The organism is Legionella fairfieldensis ATCC 49588 (assembly GCF_000621525.1).
In the GTDB taxonomy this organism is placed as follows: Bacteria; Pseudomonadota; Gammaproteobacteria; order Legionellales; family Legionellaceae; genus Tatlockia; species Tatlockia fairfieldensis.
This window is the reverse complement of the sequence record NZ_JHYC01000013.1, coordinates 72,740-90,475: the sequence shown is the minus strand read 5'-3', so window position 1 is coordinate 90,475 and position 17,736 is coordinate 72,740. Positions and strand designations below refer to the sequence as shown.

Sequence of the window (17,736 nt, the reverse complement as noted above, 5' to 3'; positions counted from 1 at the left end):
AACGAGAAGATATAGGCCCGATTAACCATGAAAAGCATTTAGGCTTACTTCTACATCCCCTTTTAGCAGTTACACCAGAAAGACTATGCTTAGGTGTTTTAGATACTTATCATTGGGCCAGAGAAAAAGTACACCATCGAACTGCTCGAGAAAAAAGCAGGGATAATCATAAAACCCCGTTGGAAGAAAAAGAAAGCTATCGATGGCTAAAGGGTTATCGAAAAGCAAACGAAGTCGCATTACAGGTTCCAGAGACCATGGTTATAACTGTTGCAGATAGAGACCCTGAACCAGGACCTACTACACTTTGGATTGGCTTGCAGAGACTCAGAGATTTTCTTGGGGCAAAACAAGCACTTAGCAATATAACTTATGGGTAATGATGTGCGGATTTGGGGATGACCCAGAAGTAATTGAAGTGTGTAATTGGTGCCCAGGGCCGGAGTCGAACCGGCACGGGATTTAACTCCCGAGGGATTTTAAGTCCCTTGCGTCTACCTGTTTCGCCACCTGGGCATTTTTTTGGAGGCTGAGGCCGGAATCGAACCGGCGTACACGGCTTTGCAGGCCGCTGCATAACCACTCTGCCACACAGCCACTAATGTAAAAAAAAAGCGACCGTGTCGTCGCTTAATCTGGAGCGGGAAACGAGACTCGAACTCGCGACCCCAACCTTGGCAAGGTTGTGCTCTACCAACTGAGCTATTCCCGCGTCTCTATGGCGTGCATTCTACCGAAATTTAGAGTACTGTCAATATATTAATTTAATTTTTTTATATCCCTGGTCCTTCGTTAAAGTCTGCTAAACGATTTATTTCACGCGGTAGTTCAGCTTATGGTAACTCCATGAAAATAAGGAAAAAACGCTTATTTTCCTAACTTGTAAGATGTTCTTTCTTCATAAGCTGCGGCCAGGCAATACCAAGGTACATCACCATGGACCAAATGGTTAAAATAGCGGCCAGATATAACATAATAAAACCCAATGCACCTAAAAAAGATTCTGTAGGTGAAAAAGCAACCAGTAGAAAAAGAGCAACCATTTGTAATAAGGTTTTTATTTTACCGATATAACTCACCGTCACGCTGGCGCGACTACCGATTTCTGCCATCCATTCTCGCAAAGCAGAAATAACAATTTCCCGCCCCACTATAACAATTGCGGGAATGGTAATATAGTCTACTTCCTTGGCCCCCACCAATAAAAGTAAACTACAAGCAACTAATAGCTTGTCAGCAACAGGGTCAAGAAAAGCACCAAAAGGCGACATTTGCTTCAGTTTTCGTGCGAGATAACCATCTAACCAATCAGTAAAACTGGCTAAAGCAAAAATGGCAGCCGCCAAACCATGCGCCCATGAGAAAGGCAAATAAAAAGCAATAATAAAGACAGGTATCAACAAAATACGCATCAATGTCAGCAAATTAGGTAAACTAGTTAAACTACTCACCGGAGCCTCCCCTCGATTTTTCAGGCAAGAATAAATATTCAGCCAACTGCTTGTAATCATCAAAAACCTCCCTGGCACCAGCAGCTCGCAGAGCTGCTTCTTGTTGATGGTAAAAATCTACACCAATTGCATCAACTCCTACACTTTTTGCCATTTCAATATCACTGACAGAATCACCAACCATAAGCGTTTCCTGAGCATTGACACCAAATTCAGCCATAATTTCTTCAAGCATTTGCGGACAAGGTTTAGGCGATGTTTGTCCTGCTGAGCGAGTTACTCTGAACAGATGATCCAATTCACTCGCATGCAAAACACGTTGCAAAGACTGTTGGCCTTTATTACTGGCAATTGCCAGATCAATCCCTGCCTGCTGCAAACGAGCGGCAATTTCTCTTGCTCCCGGAATTAAATAAACGTCCGCAGTACGTGCTACCAGAGATTGCTGCACCGCTAATAAAAGTTGCTCCTGTTGTTGTTCACTTAAATGTGGGAACACTTTCTTTACTGCCATAACCAGCCCAAGCTCTACTGACTGACGGGCAAGTTGTTCATCAAGTTCACCAAAATTTAAACGTCTGGCTTCAGTCGCCACTGTATTCAAAATTTGCCCTAACGTGTCACCTAGAGTTCCTTCCCAATCAAACACCACCAAGTGGTATGGTCTACCCATGAGTCAACAAGCTCCTTGAACCTAATCTTTTTAGCGTTTCGACAAACCGTTCATCCAGATTTGCTTCAAATCGATAGTTTCTTCCGTTCAGGTTAAATTGAATCGCTTTAGCATGCAAATAAAGTCGTGATTTAATTGATTCCATCCCTTCTATTTGCACTGCGCTACCATATTTTTCATCCCCGACAATAGCATGCCCCAGATAAGCACTATGCACCCTGATTTGATGAGTACGGCCTGTCAGAGGAGATGCCTCCACCAAACACGCGTGTTCATAATTTTCAAGCAATTTAAAATGAGTTTGAGAAGATTTTCCTTTATCATTCACTGTAACAATCCGCTCTCCTGATTTTAAGATGTTTTTTTCCAGTGCTACATCAACTAACTGATTCTTCTTACCCTGCCAGGAATGGTTTAACAAAGCCCAATAAATTTTATTCACTCCACGTGCTTCCAGTAATGCCTGAACCATTCGCAACATGCTACGTTTTTTAGCCAGTAACAAACAACCCGATGTGTCTTTATCCAGACGATGAATCAGTTCAAGATAAGATAAATCATTCCGTGTCTTACGCAAAGCTTCTATAACACCCAGGCTTAGACCACTCCCCCCATGAACGGCAATACCTGTCGGTTTATTAAGCACTAGTAATGTGTCATCTTCATAAATAATACTTTTATGAAGACATTGTTCAAGCCTTTCTCCTACATAAATTGTTTTATTTTGCGAAATACGGACTGGCGGGATACGCACAAAATCCCCTTTCATCAAGCGTGATGATGCCTGCGCTCTTTTTTTATTCACCCGCACTTCGCCGGCACGAATTATGCGATAAATATGACTTTTAGGCACCCCTTTAAGGATTCGCATCAGATAATTATCCAAACGCTGCCCTTCCTCTTCGCTACTGATTTCAGTGTAACGTACTTCGCTCATTATAATAAACCTGTTTGCTGTCACTATTTTTTTTGGTATCATTGAAAATAGCGTGAAAATTATTCACGTGACCGAATTATAACGCATAAAAATAAAAATTAATTAGGACTATTGGTATTTTGCTAATTTGAATGAGAAATTTTGATTTTGTCCAGTACCACACTTCATAAAAAATTGTGGTGCACAAACAAATTTTTTTACTAATATAGCTATAGATCGATGACTTTTCCGAAAGACCTGTTTCAGGTTTCCTAACCTGAGGTTGAGAGAAAATCATAAGATCATACAATAGTTTGGCCGATTTTAACTCGGCTGTGTAAAAATTAAACTATGGGGTTATGTCATCAGCTTGCTGATAAGGTGCCTAAACAGGCAGGTAGCGCACTCCTTTAACAGATTGTGAGTTATCTTGTTGTTACCGTTCTGTTTTGGCATTATCAATGCCGTTGCTGACAAACCAAACGCGCTCCCTTAAGTATAGATATAAAGGAAGCAACCCAGTATCAGAGCCAAATTGAAAACGAACTCATCAGATACTCACGCATGTCAGACATGCTATACATCCTCTTATTTTGCAGATTCAGGCAAGATGTGTTTTCATGCCTATGGATTGGCCTGTCCGGCCTGTTCGTCACGAAACCACTTATTGAATTCTGGCAGCGTTGACTGTCAGAGCCGAAATAATCCGATTCGTTGCATTCCCATGCTCCAAAATCAAAATATTTCGACCCAGTCTGACAAAATGCTATTAGAGCCTCCAGAGATGTATTATCTGGCATGCGCCGCAATATTTGCAGGTACCATGCGTGAAGTCTGTCCTTATGGTCTGGGGAATGCTTAAAGAGAATATTTTTTGTTTAATCTGTTAATCTGATATTTTTATTAATATCAGTTTGAATGCCTTGAGATGAAAGGCTGCTGGCTTTTAGTCAGGTTAACACTGATTTTAAACAATAAAATAAATTGCCTTACTCTATCCTGCTTAAGTACAGAGCGCCCTTTTATGGGGTAAATGATGGAAAAAATGTTAATAAATGCAACACAGACCGAAGAGGTCAGAGTTGCTCTGGTAAAAAATAATCATTTGTATGATCTGGATATTGAATGTCCTTCAGAAGTGAAGAAAAAGGGGAATATTTACAAAGCATTAGTGACGCGGCGTGAACCAAGTCTTGATGCAGTGTTTGTGGAGTATGGCGCTAAACGTCAAGGTTTTTTGCCTCTTAAAGAAATTTCCCCGGAGTACTTAAGTAAACATCCCGATGAATTTGGCGATGAAAAGCCTTCTATTACCAGTTTAATTCGTGAAGGCCAGGAGTTACTGATTCAGGTTGATAAAGAAGAACGAGGTAACAAAGGGGCCGCGTTAACAACCTATATCACACTGGCAGGCTGTTATTTGGTTTTAATGCCTAATAATCCAAATTCAGGCGGCATTTCGCGTCGCATAGAAGGCGATGAGCGAGACGAATTAAGGGAAACCTTGAATGCATTGCAATTACCAGACAACATGGGCCTTATCATTCGTACAGCAGGCGTGGGTAAAAATCTGGATGAATTGCAAAGCGATTTGGATATGTTATGCAGGCAATGGCAAGCAATTCGCCAGGCTTACAATACTGAACTCGCTCCTTGCCTTATCCATCAGGAAGGCGATGTTATTATTCGTTCCATTCGTGATAATTTGCGTAAATCCATTGGCGAGATCATTATCGATGATCAAATCTCTTATGTGAAAGCCAAGCAATATATCGAAAAAGTAAAACCCGACTTTTTACCCAATCTCAAACTTTATAATAACAATATTCCTTTATTTAATTTCTATCAAATAGAAAGTCAGATAGAAACGGCTTATCAACGTGAAGTTTTATTACCTTCTGGCGGGGCCTTGGTTATAGATCGTACGGAAGCCCTGGTTTCTATTGATATTAACTCCGCAAAAGCAACCAGTGGCTCGGATATTGAAACCACTGCGTTCAATACCAATCTGGAAGCAGCCGATGAAATAGCACGTCAGCTTCGTCTGCGCGATCTGGGAGGTCTGGTAGTTATTGATTTCATTGATATGAGTTCCAGTAAACACCAGCGCGATGTGGAAAACCGGCTTAAAGAAGCTCTTAAAGCCGATAGAGCGCGTATTCAAGTGGGACGTATTTCTCGTTTCGGCTTATTGGAAATGTCAAGACAACGTCTAAGGCTTTCTCTGGGAGAATCCGCTCAGGAGATTTGCCCCCGCTGTGAAGGACGTGGAACGGTAAGAAATATCCAGTCTCATGGCCTGTCTATTACCCGTTTGATCGAGGAAGAAGCTTTAAAGGAAAAGACCGCTGAGGTGCAAATTCAAGTACCTATAGAGCTTGCCACCTTTCTCATGAATGAAAAACGTGATTTTATTCTGACCATTGAAAAACGCCATGGAGTTCATATCGTTATTATTGCCAACCCCTACTTACAAACGCCTCAGTATAATATTACTCGTCTGAAAGAAGATAATGTAGGGAAAAATAAAAAACTTAGTTACACTCTCGTACAACAACCGGAAATAGCGAGCCACTCTCATCAGGAATCAATCAAATTTGATGAACCTGCGGTTAAAGACATTTCCAATCAGCGACTCACAAAAGCACGACAGGTTAATCTGTTAAAACGGATATGGATTAGTTTATTTGGTGATGCTATTAGCGTATCAAATAATTCTCCTGCCGCTTCCAGCACGAGTAACGAGCCTAAGAAAACACGCGGTAGTTCTCAGCAGAAACCACTGGGAGGGGGTGAAAGGCGTTCGCCAAACCAGGCAAATCGTCGCCGTCGCCCGGGGACCACTCAACAACAACAACAACGAAGTGTATCCAATAATCCTCAACGCAGAAGGAATCAGCCGGGTCACCAGCAGGGAAATAGTGGACGTGTAGTACCCATAAAATCTGATTCAAAAAAAGGACCAGTGAATAAAGGTTAATCAGGCTAAATGCTTCTCCTTTTAAGAGCCGAGCTTTTTTCTTACCTATTACCGTGTTTATGCACGGTAATAGGTACTTAGTGCCAGATTTCTTAGACGCGTTTATTCCTGTTATTGATGCTGGGCCTTAACTCTAATTTCAGGTAATGTTAATATGGTACGTTCACTGAACTAACCAAAGGAATGTTAATGTTTACGAACCAGATTAAACAAAAAAAACAATTCACATCTCTTGTGATTACCTTATTTATTATGTCAACAGCTTGTGCCAACACCATAACCAGTAAACTTTATGCACCAAATGGCACCTCATTAGGGCAAGTTATTTTTGAAGACAGCAAGTATGGTTTATTAATTAAACCTCAACTTACCGGATTGCCGCCAGGTATTCGTGGTTTTCATATCCATCAACATCCGGATTGTGGTGATCATGGAATGAATGCGGGAGGACATTTTGATCCGGCTCACACAAATACTCATCAAGGTCCTTACGGCGAAGGGCATTTGGGCGACTTGCCTGTATTAATTGTCAACAATAATGGCGAAGCAAACATCCCTTTATTAGCTCCTCGTCTAAATGTACAGACTATTTCAGGCCATGCCCTTATGATTCATGCCGGCGCAGATAATTACAGTGATAACCCACCTTTAGGTGGCGGTGGTGAGCGGATTGGCTGTGGAAAAATTCTTTGAATCTCTATTATAAATTATTTCAGAAAGTGTTCACAGAATAGGAAGTTAAGAAGTATATAACGTCAATGTCTTTCCCCGTGCAGGCGGGAAAGACAAGTCAGGCACAAAGTCTGGAAGAGAAAATTTGCATATCCCGTGAACGCTTACCTATTTTAATCTTAATGCTGTGCGATCGTGTACGGCATTAATGATACTTATCCTGCTATGCCAAATATAATTTTTCAGTGCTAATTCTTCATTTCAACTAAAGCCTTTGCTTTAGGATCACCATAAGGAATTAATGTTAATTCAGCATCATCATTCAATTTCCAAACAGCTCTTTTATTACCATAATAGTCAATAAGACGTTGATTTTTTTGTGGTGTCATATCATTGGCCCACACAATTTTTGAAGCATCAATATCCGCTCGATTGTATACCCAAATTTCATTCGGATCATTTAATCTACCTTGGTGAACAAAAACCAGTTGTAATCCTGGTTGATTATTTAATACAGAAAGCACTCGATTTCTTTTTTCAAGAAAATGTGTTTTTGAAAACAAAAATCTATTTTGGTCACTTTTCAGCAAAAAAGTGGTATCTATTATAAAATAAGGCAACAATAATAAGCAGATTATTTTTCCAGCAGCAATTCCTCCATAGGAAAACTCTGACATGGCGCGCAAAACTATAATCATTGCCAAATAAATCAGTCCTGCCGCTGGTGCTGTATAATGCGGAATAATATCTAATATTATGCTGCTTGCTAAATAATAAAATACTAAGAGGCTCATAACAGCAATATTGGGTTGCCGCAAAAATACAGATCGAATGAATTTGATTCTACCGATAATTAAAAATAGCATCAGGAAAAAGAGAGCCAAATAAAATGTCTGTCCAAAATAGAAGTTAATTATTCTTATAAAATTATTAGCAAAAACAATCATCGGATGATGTCGTGAAAATAGTTTGATCCCACTCTCCCAATCAACGGAAGCACGCCTGATAAAATCATGCCGATATATCGGTTCTTTGTTGGGTACTTGCTGCCAGACAAATGGAGTCCAAATGGAATATTGTTTATCATGCTCTTTATAGGGAAGCTCCATCACATTCCCAGTCACACGGTAATTATATAATCCCATTAAAAAAAGGACGGAGATAATAATTAAAATAGAAACAAACATATTTTTAGCCGTTAGATAGAAAATTTTTTTATAATTTCCAAACCATTGATAGGACATATAGCCAGCGCATCCTAATAATAATACGAGTCCTTCAAAAGGACGACTGTTTGCCAGAATACAGCTTCCTAAAGAGAAAATGGCTAGCATACTCGACGTTGGCTTCTCCACAAGACGCTTCACGGAACCTAATACTAACACTCCTCCTATCGCCGCAGCCCCTCCTCCCCAGTAACTATCTGTCCAATAACTTAATATGCCAATTTTATAGGTAGCGATTAGCGCACCTGTCATTGCCCAATTGGGTGTAACCCACCCCTTGAATGCCCATGGAAGCAATCCACAGAAAATAGCCATGCTGACTACCACAGCAACCCAGGGTGAACCAAAAAGCAGCTGCCCTATTGCCAGGATAATACCCTGCATAGGAGGATACTTGGACATATACGTTGGTTTCACAAGAAGATGAATGCTCTCAAAATGTTCCCAGAATACATGCATCGGATTTGTCATCCGAAAGGATGCAAACGTGTCCCCTGCTAAAAGGTAACTGAATTCATCCTGAATCAAAGGCTGTGGTGGAGGAATATCACTAAAAATAACGAATCGCCCGATTAAAACCAGCGAAAATGGAATAAGAAAACAAAGAAAAGGGTTCGAGGTAACACGACTGATAATAGGGGTAAAAATAGTCACTATCTTTTCCAAAATAGTTAATTTCATATAATAATACAGTTAACCTCGGGGCGTAAATTAGATTGATTTTTACAGGCAATAAGGATAGTTTTATTCAGAGAGGCTTTAAATTGGATTTTTTTATGATACAACATTTTTTTCCTGACACGGATCAAACAATCAATCCAGTAATAACCATACTCATTCCCGCCCTCAATGAAGAAATCACTATAGGAGAATTTGTCGACTGGTGCAAGGAGGGATTAGTAAAAGCAGGCGTACCCGGCCAGATACTTATCGTGGACAGCTCCACAGACAAAACAAAGGATATTGCGCTTGCCCATGGTGCTGAAGTATTACGGGTGCCACAAAAAGGATTAGGTAGAGCTTACATTGATGCCATTCCTTACATTCGAGGAAAATATATTATCATGGGTGATGCAGATCTTACCTATGATATGCGATTTATTACCCCTTTTCTCGAAAAATTTGAGCAAGGGCATGAATTTATTATGGGTTCACGTTTTAAAGGCGCCATTGAACCCGGTGCTATGCCCGCTCTACATCGTTATTTTGGCACACCCCTTACCACCTGGATTTTAAATCGCGTTTATAACTCTCATTTTTCAGATATTCATTGCGGTATGAGAGGTGTCACGTTAGATGCTTTAAAAAGAATGAAACTTCAATCTCAAAGCTGGCAATACGCCTCGGAAATGATTATTAAAGCGATTCATCTCGATCTCAAACGCACTGAAGTTCCCATTGTTTTTCATAAAGATCGAGAAGGCCGTCAAAGCCACCATAAACGAGTCGGTTGGTATGCACCATGGCTTGCAGGCTGGATCAATTTAAAAGCCATCCTCACATTTGGCGCTGATTTTTTCTTATTCAAAATTGGTATTCTGATGGCATTCATTGGTTTTTGTGGCACTGCATTATTATTTAATGGCCCTGTCAATATCAGTAAGCTAGGATTCCATTTACACTGGATGTTATTTTTTCTGCTTATTTTCTTAGTGGGTTTACAATTTTTTTTTATGGGGATACTCGCCAAGGGTCTTTATGACGTAGAAATGAAACGATCGGAAAAATGGAAGAAATTCCTGGCGCTCGATCATGTCATCCCTGTTTGCACCGTGTTATTCTTATCAGGGCTGGTCAGTATGTTTTCTTTATTAAAAGAATATGTCAATGCAGGTTGGATACTCTCAAACATCATCGGCCAAACCTCACACCATGCTGTTGGAGGCATCGGCTTAATTCTAACAGGTGTTGTTTATTTTACGTCAGCTCTTTTATATAACGCGGTTATCTTAAACAACTCCCATCAAAACGCTAATACAACATGAAACATACTCACAAAGACAACCTGGATCTGTATTGGAATGATTTTCGATCATACTACTGCGTTCAATCCAGCCTCTCATTTTTGAAGTTAATTATATTTCTCACACAGGCTGAGGTTAATGCCTAATTTACGCGCAGAAAACTCTTCTTTGATTTTGAATAGGCGTTGGTTTAAACTCCAATCATAGAAAAAAACGGAAAGAGAAATTTAAAGGAATTTATGCTCACAACAGAACAGTTGGATGAAGTTTCAGTAGCATCAAGAAGGGGAATAATTGATAAACTGGGCCAACGTGCTCGCGCAAATATGCATTCGAAGTTTATTCAGATCGTCAATCCCGATGCTGATGATACCATTCTGGATGTTGGCGCAAGCGCAAATCCTGCGTTTATAGCTTCTAATTATCTCGAATGGGCATATCCCGCGCTGAAAATTACTGCACTCGGCTTGGGCAATGAGAACCCAACATGGCAGAAATTATATCCATCAATACCATACATTCATGGTACGGCTTTAGAACTTCCCTTTGAAGATAAGCGTTTTGATATTGTCTACTCTCATGCCGTCATTGAGCACGTAGGCAGCTTTAACAACCAAGTAAAAATGATTAGCGAAGCAATACGTGTAGCAAAAAGGTCGGTATGGATTACCACCCCTTATCGATGGCATCCTATGGAGTTCCACACTGTACTTCCACTCATTCATTGGCTCCCAAAGCCGATTCATAGATATTTTCTGCAAAAACTCGGTTTAAATTATTTTTCCATAGAAGAAGTCCTTAATCTATTAGACCGGAAGTCTTTAAATAGAGCATTACAAATGACTCAACTAAAAAAAGTTACAAGCATAACAAGATTTCAAGAAGCTAAAATTTATACATCAAAGTTCTTAGGCTTTAGCACTAACCTTCTTTTACACATCAAACTTGCGTAATCAATGCCAGGCACTCCCTTGTAATAGCTCAAGTTTACCAAGTTGATTTGAACCTGGGCCACTCGAAAATAATCCTGAGAAAACGTAGCATAGAGGCTTTCGAAGGATTATTTTCACGAGAGATGAACCTAATACGTCCGTTTCCGACAGAGGCTGATCTATTACCTTCAGGATGGCAATTGTTTTTTTATTGCAAGAATAAAATAACAGTTATTTTCTAACAGCAGCAAACAAATTTAATCCAAATTTGTGATATTTTAATTTGACTTTACTGGGCAGAAAGCCTGATTTAATCAACAGAGGCCACAAGTCACGCTTATCGTAATACATTTTATGATCATCCATTTCTGTTTGTGGACTGGTTCCTAATTTAAATGCTGAAAATTCCAAAAAAACTTTCCCGCGCCACGTGGGTACATTTATTAAAAACACACCGTCAGGCTTTAATAATTGAAAACATTTTTTCAACATCCATTCAGGTTCGTGTAAGTGTTCTAACACAGACATTAACATAATTACATCAAAGGTATTTTCTGCAAAGTGGTTTATGCCTTCCTCAATGGTTGACTCTATAAACGATAAACGACTGTCGCATTGGATAGCGGGATTAATTGCATAATCAACTCCGATTCCCTGCTTGAATTGATGCTGGAAAGCAGATAGCAATGTCGCGTTGTAACCACATCCCAAATCCAACACCATAGCTTGATTATTTTTCGGTAAGAATTTTTGTATTGCCTTGCGAGATAAATAAACACCAAATCGATCAACAATACTCAAACCCTTTTTACCAAAAGGCACCCTGTTTCGTGTCTTTGTCATGATGATAACCAGTTTTGATTCAATAACGCTCAAAAATAAACATCAAATTTGAACCTGAAGCGGTGAGGTAGAACTCATCCAGGCTCTTTTCATGATCGCTGTATTGTAAGAAATACCAACATTGCCCTTTGAATCAAGAGCAATAACACCCATTTCCCCTCTGGTACTATTTCTTTGATGGATTACGTAATCACAGGCTTCCTGAAGCGAAATATTTTTCAACTCCATCACTAAAGCAATTGTATTGGCAATAACTCCTGTGATCAGGTATTCGCCTTCGCCAGTTCCTGAAACCGCACACAATTGATTATTCGCGTAACATCCAGCGCCAATCACACAGCTATCACCAATTCGTCCCGGCAAACAGTTACTTGTTCCTCCTGTCGATGTACCGGCAGCGAGATTTCCCTGTTTATCCAGTGCTACGGCACCGACAGTACCCAACATTTTTTTTCCCAGGATGTCTTGAGTAGTTTCATGTTTGTTCAGTTGCTCATAAGCTTCATACTGATATTCCGTGATAAAATAAGAATCGGGTTCCAGACGCAGACCTTCATTTTTGGCTATTTCCAAAGCACCATAACCAGAGAGCAATACATGTCTGGTTTTATTCATAATGATGCGAGCAAGCGCAATAGGATTTTTTACATTGCGCACCATAGAAACCGCGCCCGCTTTAAGATCACGGCCATCCATAATGGAAGCATCCATCTCGACTTCACCCTGGCTATTTAATGCCGATCCCTTTCCTGCATTAAAAAATGGATTATCTTCCAATAACTTGACTGAAGCCTCTACTGCATCGACAGCACTTCCTCCTTTCTCTAAAACAGAATAACCTCGTTGAGCAGCAACGGCGAGTCCCTTTTCATTCTCTTGCCAATGTTTTTCTAAAAAAGCAAATTTTTCGCTTGCTCCTCCATGTACTGCAATCGCAATTTTCTTCATAGGCTACTCCTTGCCTTGTACCGGAGCCATTGCTGGATTAAAAAGTTTTCGGGTTTTAATAGAAAATCGACATCCTTTAACTAAAAGGTGAACTTTGAGATTTTCCACATAAACAGGTTCTCCTTCATTGACTTCTGTTATATTGGTCTGATGGATGTTACGTCCATCGATGATAACAACCATGCCCGATCCCCTGCATTCTGCATCCGAACCATTCGTTATAATAAGGGCTGTATCTTCGCCTAAGCCAATACCCAGCTGCTCAGGGTTCATGATAATAGCGTGAGCAAGTCGACCAAATCGCCCTCTTTTAATAAAATGAGTGTCAATAATACAAGAGCTTAAAATCCCCAGTCCGGCGGAGGTATCCAGATTACGATAAATTAAGGCTTCGGTTAAACCACCTCTGGTAATCATGACAGTAGACATAACCATGGCGCCAGCACTTGTTCCGGCAATAATAAACTCATTATCCTCGTTGTACCGTCGTTTAATAATATCAACTATAGGCGTGCCGCCAAGAATGGTAGAGAGACGAAATTGATCGCCACCGGTAAAAAAAATGGCACCGGCCGTATCAACACGAGATAAATAATCTTTTTTCCGCGCTTCAATACGATCCTTTATATAAATAAAACCAATATTTTTATAACCTATTTCGTAAAAAACTTTTTTATACGTTTTTTTTACCTCTTCGGGAAATTCAGAACCCGTAGTGATCATTTCAATTTTCTTTTGAGGGGAATTAGGTAATAATTCACTTAAAATTTCATAGCGATTAAATTCCCTCATATGGTCAATAATATCGGGAGTTTGGTTCACTTTATCTTCAGCACCGCCAATAATTAATAATTTCCCTTTAGGATGCGTACTAGCAGGGCTCATAAAATGGATACCCCCGAATGGCTGGTTTTCATGTTAAATTCTATATTTTTTACATAATCAATTGCTTTAAAAACATCTTCCGCCGCATAAAATATAAACGTGTCAGGCCGCGATTGTCGAACCGCGTGACGAATCGCTTCCAATCCATCAGAAATAATTTTTACTGCGGGAACGCATGGAGCACGATAAATACCTTTCATCATTAAACCCGTTATTTCTTCTCGAGTTCTGCCACGTCCATCCTGATCATGACGAATAATAAGTTCGTCAAACATACAGGCAGCAAGATAACCTAATTGTTCAATATCCTTTTCTCTTCTATCGCCGGCTGCGCCAATAATCCCTATTTTCTTATAACAGAGAAGGGTATCAAGATAATTTTTCAGTTCAGAAAAAGCGCCCTCATTATGAGCATAATCCACCATAAGCTGACAATGAGGAAGACAAAAAAGATTCATTCTTCCAGGGAGAATTTCAGGCGTTGGATAAAAATTATAAAAACTCTCTCGAATTAACTCGACAGAAAAACCACTTATAAACCCTGCAAGTGCAGCTGGCAGCAAATTGGATATCATACAAGATGCAGTTCCCTTAAACGTAAGAGGAATCTTTTGTATCACCGCAATTTTATACTTCTCCAATCCTTTTTGAATGAGTAATTCATCTTGCTCAATGTAAGCTGCCAAGCCGCCTTCCTGACAATGCATCTTTATGGCAGACGTTTCTTTACCAGCGAAAAGCGCAATATTACATGTCAGAGTATCTTTTAACTTATAAACCAGTTGGTCCTCAGCATTTAATATTGCATAACCATCCTTTTTGGTACTGTAAGCCACCACGCCTTTCAACTCTGCAAGCTCTTCCAACGTATGAATATCATTTAAACCTAAATGATCATGAGAAACATTGGTAATTATACTGATATCACATTCATCAAAACCCAAGCCGGCTCGTGCAATCCCTCCTCGTGCACATTCTAAAACAGCAAAATCAACCCGAGGATCGGCCAAAACAGTTTTTGCACTGACAGGCCCGCTGCAATCACCGGCTTCAATTAATTTTTCATCCAGATAAATACCGCTCGTGGAAGTAAAACCTGCATAATGATGGGCGCGTTTGGCCATATGAGCAATTAATCGTACGACTGTAGTCTTTCCATTGGTGCCAGTTACAGCCACTACGGGAATTTTGGCAGAACTACCCTCAGGGAAAAGCATATCAATAATGGGCCGGGCAACACTTCGGGATTTTCCTTCACTGGGCGCTAAATGCATGCGTAAACCTGGGCCTGCATTGACTTCGATAATAGCCCCATTTTGTTTGTTAATTGGACAACCAATGTCTTCCACTACCACATCTATACCACAAATATCCAAGCCAATTAATCGTGCCGCCCGTTCAGCAAGAATCATATTGGCCGGATGTACTCTATCCGTTACATCAGAGGCAGTACCTCCCGAACTCAGATTAGCTGAATCTTTCAAATAAACCATTTTTCCTTTGGGTAATACACTATCAAGTGATAAATTCAGTCCACTCAGAATATTAAGGGTCACTTCATCAATCGCAATAGCGGTCAATAAATTGTTATGTGCCTCACCTCGCCTGGGGTCCTGATTAATTAAATCAATCAGTTCTCTGACAGAATGCAATCCCGTGCCCACAATTCGCGCTGGTGTTCTTTGCGCCACAGCAACGACTTTGTAATCAACAAGGAGAAATCGGTAATCAGAACCTGATATAAATTTTTCTATAATCACTTCTTCAGAAATTTGACGAGCTAAATGATATCCCACCAACAATTTTTCTTTAGTGACGATATTGGTACTTACCCCTCTGCCGTGGTTGCTGTCTTTGGGTTTAGTGACCAAAGGAAAGCCTATTTTATTCATCGCTGCTTCCAGCTCTTCCAGTGAATGCACTGTTACTCCATCGGGAACAGGAATAAAATTCGCAGCAAGAATATTTTTAGTTAATTGTTTGTTAGCAGCAATGTCAACACCAATTGAGCTGGTTTGCGAGGTAATAGTAGCCCAGATTTTTTTCTGCCGACAACCTTGTCCTAACGTGATAAGAGAATGATAATTATTATAAGTCACCGGAATGTTGCGTGATTGGGCTTCCTTGATTATCGCTTCCGTACTAGGCCCTAATTTATTCTCATTATAAAGCCGTCGTAACTCCGCGAGATCGTTCTCAAGAGAATAGTGTCGGGCGTCAGCCAAGGCATCAACAAGTCTGACAGCAGCTTCTGCCGCGTAAAGACCGGCTTGTTCGATTTCATAAGCAAATATAACATGATAAACGCCCCTGTCATTCGTACTGTACGTTCTGCCAAACCCACAATCCATACCGGCAAGGCACTGTAATTCCAGGGCAATATGCTCTATAACATGCCCTAACCAGGTACCTTCTTCCAGGCGTTGATAAAATCCACCTTCAACACCAGGCGAACATCGATGTGTATAGAGGCTTGGCAGCAAGACTTTAAGCCGTTCATTAAAGCCCATCAATTTGTTAGTTGGAAAATCTTCGTATTTTTCCAAATCCAACTTCATAACAATTAATTTCTTTCTATAATTGGACCAATAATTAGGTCCGCTTAGTACTTGAATAGTAATAATTTTCATAATCATTCCCTTGATGAAAAATGTTCATACTCAATCGAGCCAAAATCCTGATTTCGAGCAGCAGTTACTTTGACTGACTAGTCCCTGACAGAAAATGAATTTATTTTGAGGCACGATGGTAGAAACGTCACTATTGTCTTCATAAAAAATTAACGTTCATTAAGTATATACTACCTGATAACTATATTGATCATTATTCCCTTTCTTTTAAGTTGGTAGCTATCGGTGTAACGCCTATATTTGGATTGACACCACAATCATCAAGCAATTTAAGCAGATTATTTCCTCGCGGAGTCAAGCGTTTGACACAATAAGTGTCCAGGTAACTTTGTAAAACATAATAATAAGAGGGCAACGTGAGAATAGTCAGGATTTTCTCCGCCCGCTCCAGGTGATGAGCATTGCTGTAGTTACACGCCTGAAAAAGAACAGCACCCAACATTGCTGCAAAACTTGCTTTGCGGATTGGATTCGCTACATAAAAACGATGGATACATTCATCAAGAGCACGATCTTTATCCCATTCTACCCAGATATCATAAAGTTCCATGGCTGTGTGGGGATCAAATTTATCCCATTGACTGGTTGCCAGTTGTTGCATGGCGTAGGCAACGGGGATCACTGCCTGCACATTTGCCCAGGAACAATTCCCTGAGATTTGAGAACTAACAGGCATTTGCAACAGAGGTATTAGCCCTAATTTTTGATTAATCACTTCGTGAAAATACCGGCGACTTTGTTTTTTATAGAGAAATTGCTGTAAAAAACTGACATTCATGACTTCCGGGTGAGTAATCCGATAAAGATTGACTGTTCCCTCTTTTAAGCTGTTCTCCCCCCTGTCAATCTTGGCCCACCATTGACCGTAACGTACAAAACACAGAGCATGCCCGCGACTTGCTGCAGGCAAAATCAGCATCGGCGACTGGAGTAATCGGGAAAGTACCGTTTTATGACTATCATCCAGATAGCGATACTGCTGAAATTTTAATAATTCAGCCGCCACAGCAAAGGCATCCATCACAGTATACAAATAAGGGAAGTACTGACGCAGATGGCGAGTTGAATAACTACTGGTAAATCGCCTTAACGAGTCTTTGACTACTGCTACGGTAAACTCAAGGATAAATCCTTCATAATTTAGCTCAATAAACTCTCCCTGAGCATTAACAATGTCAACATAACCAGCCAGTTCATAACGATGCCCTAACAATTTACCATTGATAAAATCAAGAGCAAAATCAAGCTTTGCTCCATGCTGATAAAGTAAATGTTTGAGGTTATTCTGTCCTCTTAACACAGGATAAACTAATACTGAAAGGCCAGCATGTGTATAAGCATTCGCATCAGCACCATGGTTCAATAACAAACCTGCCAAATCAATCTCATCATTATCCACCGCCCAATGAAGCGGCGTTCTCCCTGTTACATCAGGCTTATTAATATCAACGCCACGAAGCAAGAGTTGCTCAACAATATTAACCTGCCGGGTGATAACGGCTTCAATTAAAGGAGTAAAACCGTATTCATCGATATCGTCCAGAGACTCTCCCTGACGCAGATAATGGTCAAAATCAGGCATACGGCAACTGATAATATCATCGGCAATAGTCATT

Annotated in this window: 14 protein-coding genes, 3 tRNA genes and 1 pseudogene; 6 read left to right on the top strand and 12 right to left on the bottom strand. The window is 40.2% G+C overall.

Annotated features, from left to right (window positions below; all coding sequences use genetic code 11):
• A pseudogene (locus T345_RS15170) lies at positions 1-380 on the top strand (hypothetical protein); the annotation flags it as partial.
• Positions 381-427: 47 nt separating this feature from the next.
• Here T345_RS15170 and T345_RS0104655 read toward each other — a convergent pair.
• The 6 genes from T345_RS0104655 to T345_RS0104630 all read right to left on the bottom strand — a co-directional run bounded on the left by T345_RS0104655 (position 428) and on the right by T345_RS0104630 (position 3,061).
• Positions 428-516: transfer RNA gene (locus tag T345_RS0104655), tRNA-Leu, on the bottom strand.
• Positions 517-523: 7 nt separating this feature from the next.
• A tRNA-Cys gene (locus tag T345_RS0104650) sits at positions 524-597 on the bottom strand.
• A gap of 39 nt (positions 598-636) precedes the next feature.
• Positions 637-712: transfer RNA gene (locus T345_RS0104645), tRNA-Gly, on the bottom strand.
• A gap of 163 nt (positions 713-875) precedes the next feature.
• Positions 876-1,451 carry a CDP-diacylglycerol--glycerol-3-phosphate 3-phosphatidyltransferase gene (gene pgsA, locus T345_RS0104640; RefSeq protein WP_028388310.1) on the bottom strand — a complete coding sequence of 192 codons (576 nt, stop codon included), beginning with the start codon at positions 1,449-1,451 and terminating at the stop codon, positions 876-878.
• Positions 1,444-2,124: an HAD family hydrolase gene (locus tag T345_RS0104635; protein WP_028388309.1), complete on the bottom strand. Its 681-nt coding sequence runs from the start codon at positions 2,122-2,124 to the stop codon at positions 1,444-1,446. The genes pgsA and T345_RS0104635 overlap by 8 nt, the downstream gene beginning before the upstream one ends.
• Complete coding sequence (locus T345_RS0104630; RefSeq protein WP_028388308.1) at positions 2,117-3,061, bottom strand: RluA family pseudouridine synthase; 945 nt, start codon at positions 3,059-3,061, stop codon at positions 2,117-2,119. Before T345_RS0104630 ends, T345_RS0104635 begins: the two co-directional genes overlap by 8 nt.
• A gap of 514 nt (positions 3,062-3,575) precedes the next feature.
• Here T345_RS0104630 and T345_RS15575 point away from each other — a divergent pair.
• From T345_RS15575 to T345_RS0104615, 3 genes are all read left to right on the top strand, one after another.
• Positions 3,576-3,902: a hypothetical protein gene (locus T345_RS15575; protein WP_131777736.1), complete on the top strand. Its 327-nt coding sequence runs from the start codon at positions 3,576-3,578 to the stop codon at positions 3,900-3,902.
• A 174-nt stretch (positions 3,903-4,076) separates the two neighbouring features.
• Positions 4,077-6,020 carry an Rne/Rng family ribonuclease gene (locus tag T345_RS13585; RefSeq protein ID WP_051555136.1) on the top strand — a complete coding sequence of 648 codons (1,944 nt, stop codon included), beginning with the start codon at positions 4,077-4,079 and terminating at the stop codon, positions 6,018-6,020.
• A gap of 189 nt (positions 6,021-6,209) precedes the next feature.
• The gene (locus tag T345_RS0104615; RefSeq protein ID WP_035918131.1) at positions 6,210-6,713 is read left to right on the top strand and encodes a superoxide dismutase family protein; all 504 of its coding nucleotides are present in this window, start codon (positions 6,210-6,212) and stop codon (positions 6,711-6,713) included.
• Positions 6,714-6,940: 227 nt separating this feature from the next.
• Here T345_RS0104615 and T345_RS0104610 read toward each other — a convergent pair whose 3' ends face one another.
• Positions 6,941-8,599, bottom strand: coding sequence for a hypothetical protein (locus tag T345_RS0104610; RefSeq protein WP_028388305.1), 1,659 nt, complete (start codon positions 8,597-8,599; stop codon positions 6,941-6,943).
• A gap of 95 nt (positions 8,600-8,694) precedes the next feature.
• Between T345_RS0104610 and T345_RS13580 the strand changes: the two genes are divergently transcribed.
• Positions 8,695-9,903 (top strand): glycosyltransferase family 2 protein, encoded by a 1,209-nt coding sequence (locus T345_RS13580; RefSeq protein WP_051555135.1) that lies wholly within the window; start codon positions 8,695-8,697, stop codon positions 9,901-9,903.
• 218 nt (positions 9,904-10,121) lie between these two features.
• Positions 10,122-10,835, top strand: coding sequence for a class I SAM-dependent methyltransferase (locus T345_RS13575; RefSeq protein WP_051555134.1), 714 nt, complete (start codon positions 10,122-10,124; stop codon positions 10,833-10,835).
• Positions 10,836-11,045: 210 nt separating this feature from the next.
• Here the strand turns inward: T345_RS13575 and T345_RS14520 are convergent, their stop codons facing one another.
• The 5 genes from T345_RS14520 to ankH all read right to left on the bottom strand — a co-directional run bounded on the left by T345_RS14520 (position 11,046) and on the right by ankH (position 17,735).
• Positions 11,046-11,657: a class I SAM-dependent methyltransferase gene (locus T345_RS14520; protein WP_051555133.1), complete on the bottom strand. Its 612-nt coding sequence runs from the start codon at positions 11,655-11,657 to the stop codon at positions 11,046-11,048.
• A gap of 42 nt (positions 11,658-11,699) precedes the next feature.
• The gene (locus T345_RS0104585) at positions 11,700-12,605 is read right to left on the bottom strand and encodes an isoaspartyl peptidase/L-asparaginase family protein (RefSeq protein ID WP_028388303.1); all 906 of its coding nucleotides are present in this window, start codon (positions 12,603-12,605) and stop codon (positions 11,700-11,702) included.
• Between the two features lie 3 nt (positions 12,606-12,608).
• Positions 12,609-13,490, bottom strand: coding sequence for a cyanophycinase (locus T345_RS0104580; protein ID WP_028388302.1), 882 nt, complete (start codon positions 13,488-13,490; stop codon positions 12,609-12,611).
• Positions 13,487-16,120 (bottom strand): cyanophycin synthetase, encoded by a 2,634-nt coding sequence (gene cphA / locus T345_RS0104575; protein ID WP_028388301.1) that lies wholly within the window; start codon positions 16,118-16,120, stop codon positions 13,487-13,489. Before cphA ends, T345_RS0104580 begins: the two co-directional genes overlap by 4 nt.
• 193 nt (positions 16,121-16,313) lie before the next feature.
• Positions 16,314-17,735 carry a Dot/Icm T4SS effector AnkH/LegA3 gene (gene ankH / locus T345_RS0104570; RefSeq protein ID WP_028388300.1) on the bottom strand — a complete coding sequence of 474 codons (1,422 nt, stop codon included), beginning with the start codon at positions 17,733-17,735 and terminating at the stop codon, positions 16,314-16,316.
• Between the last annotated feature and the right edge of the window lies 1 nt (position 17,736).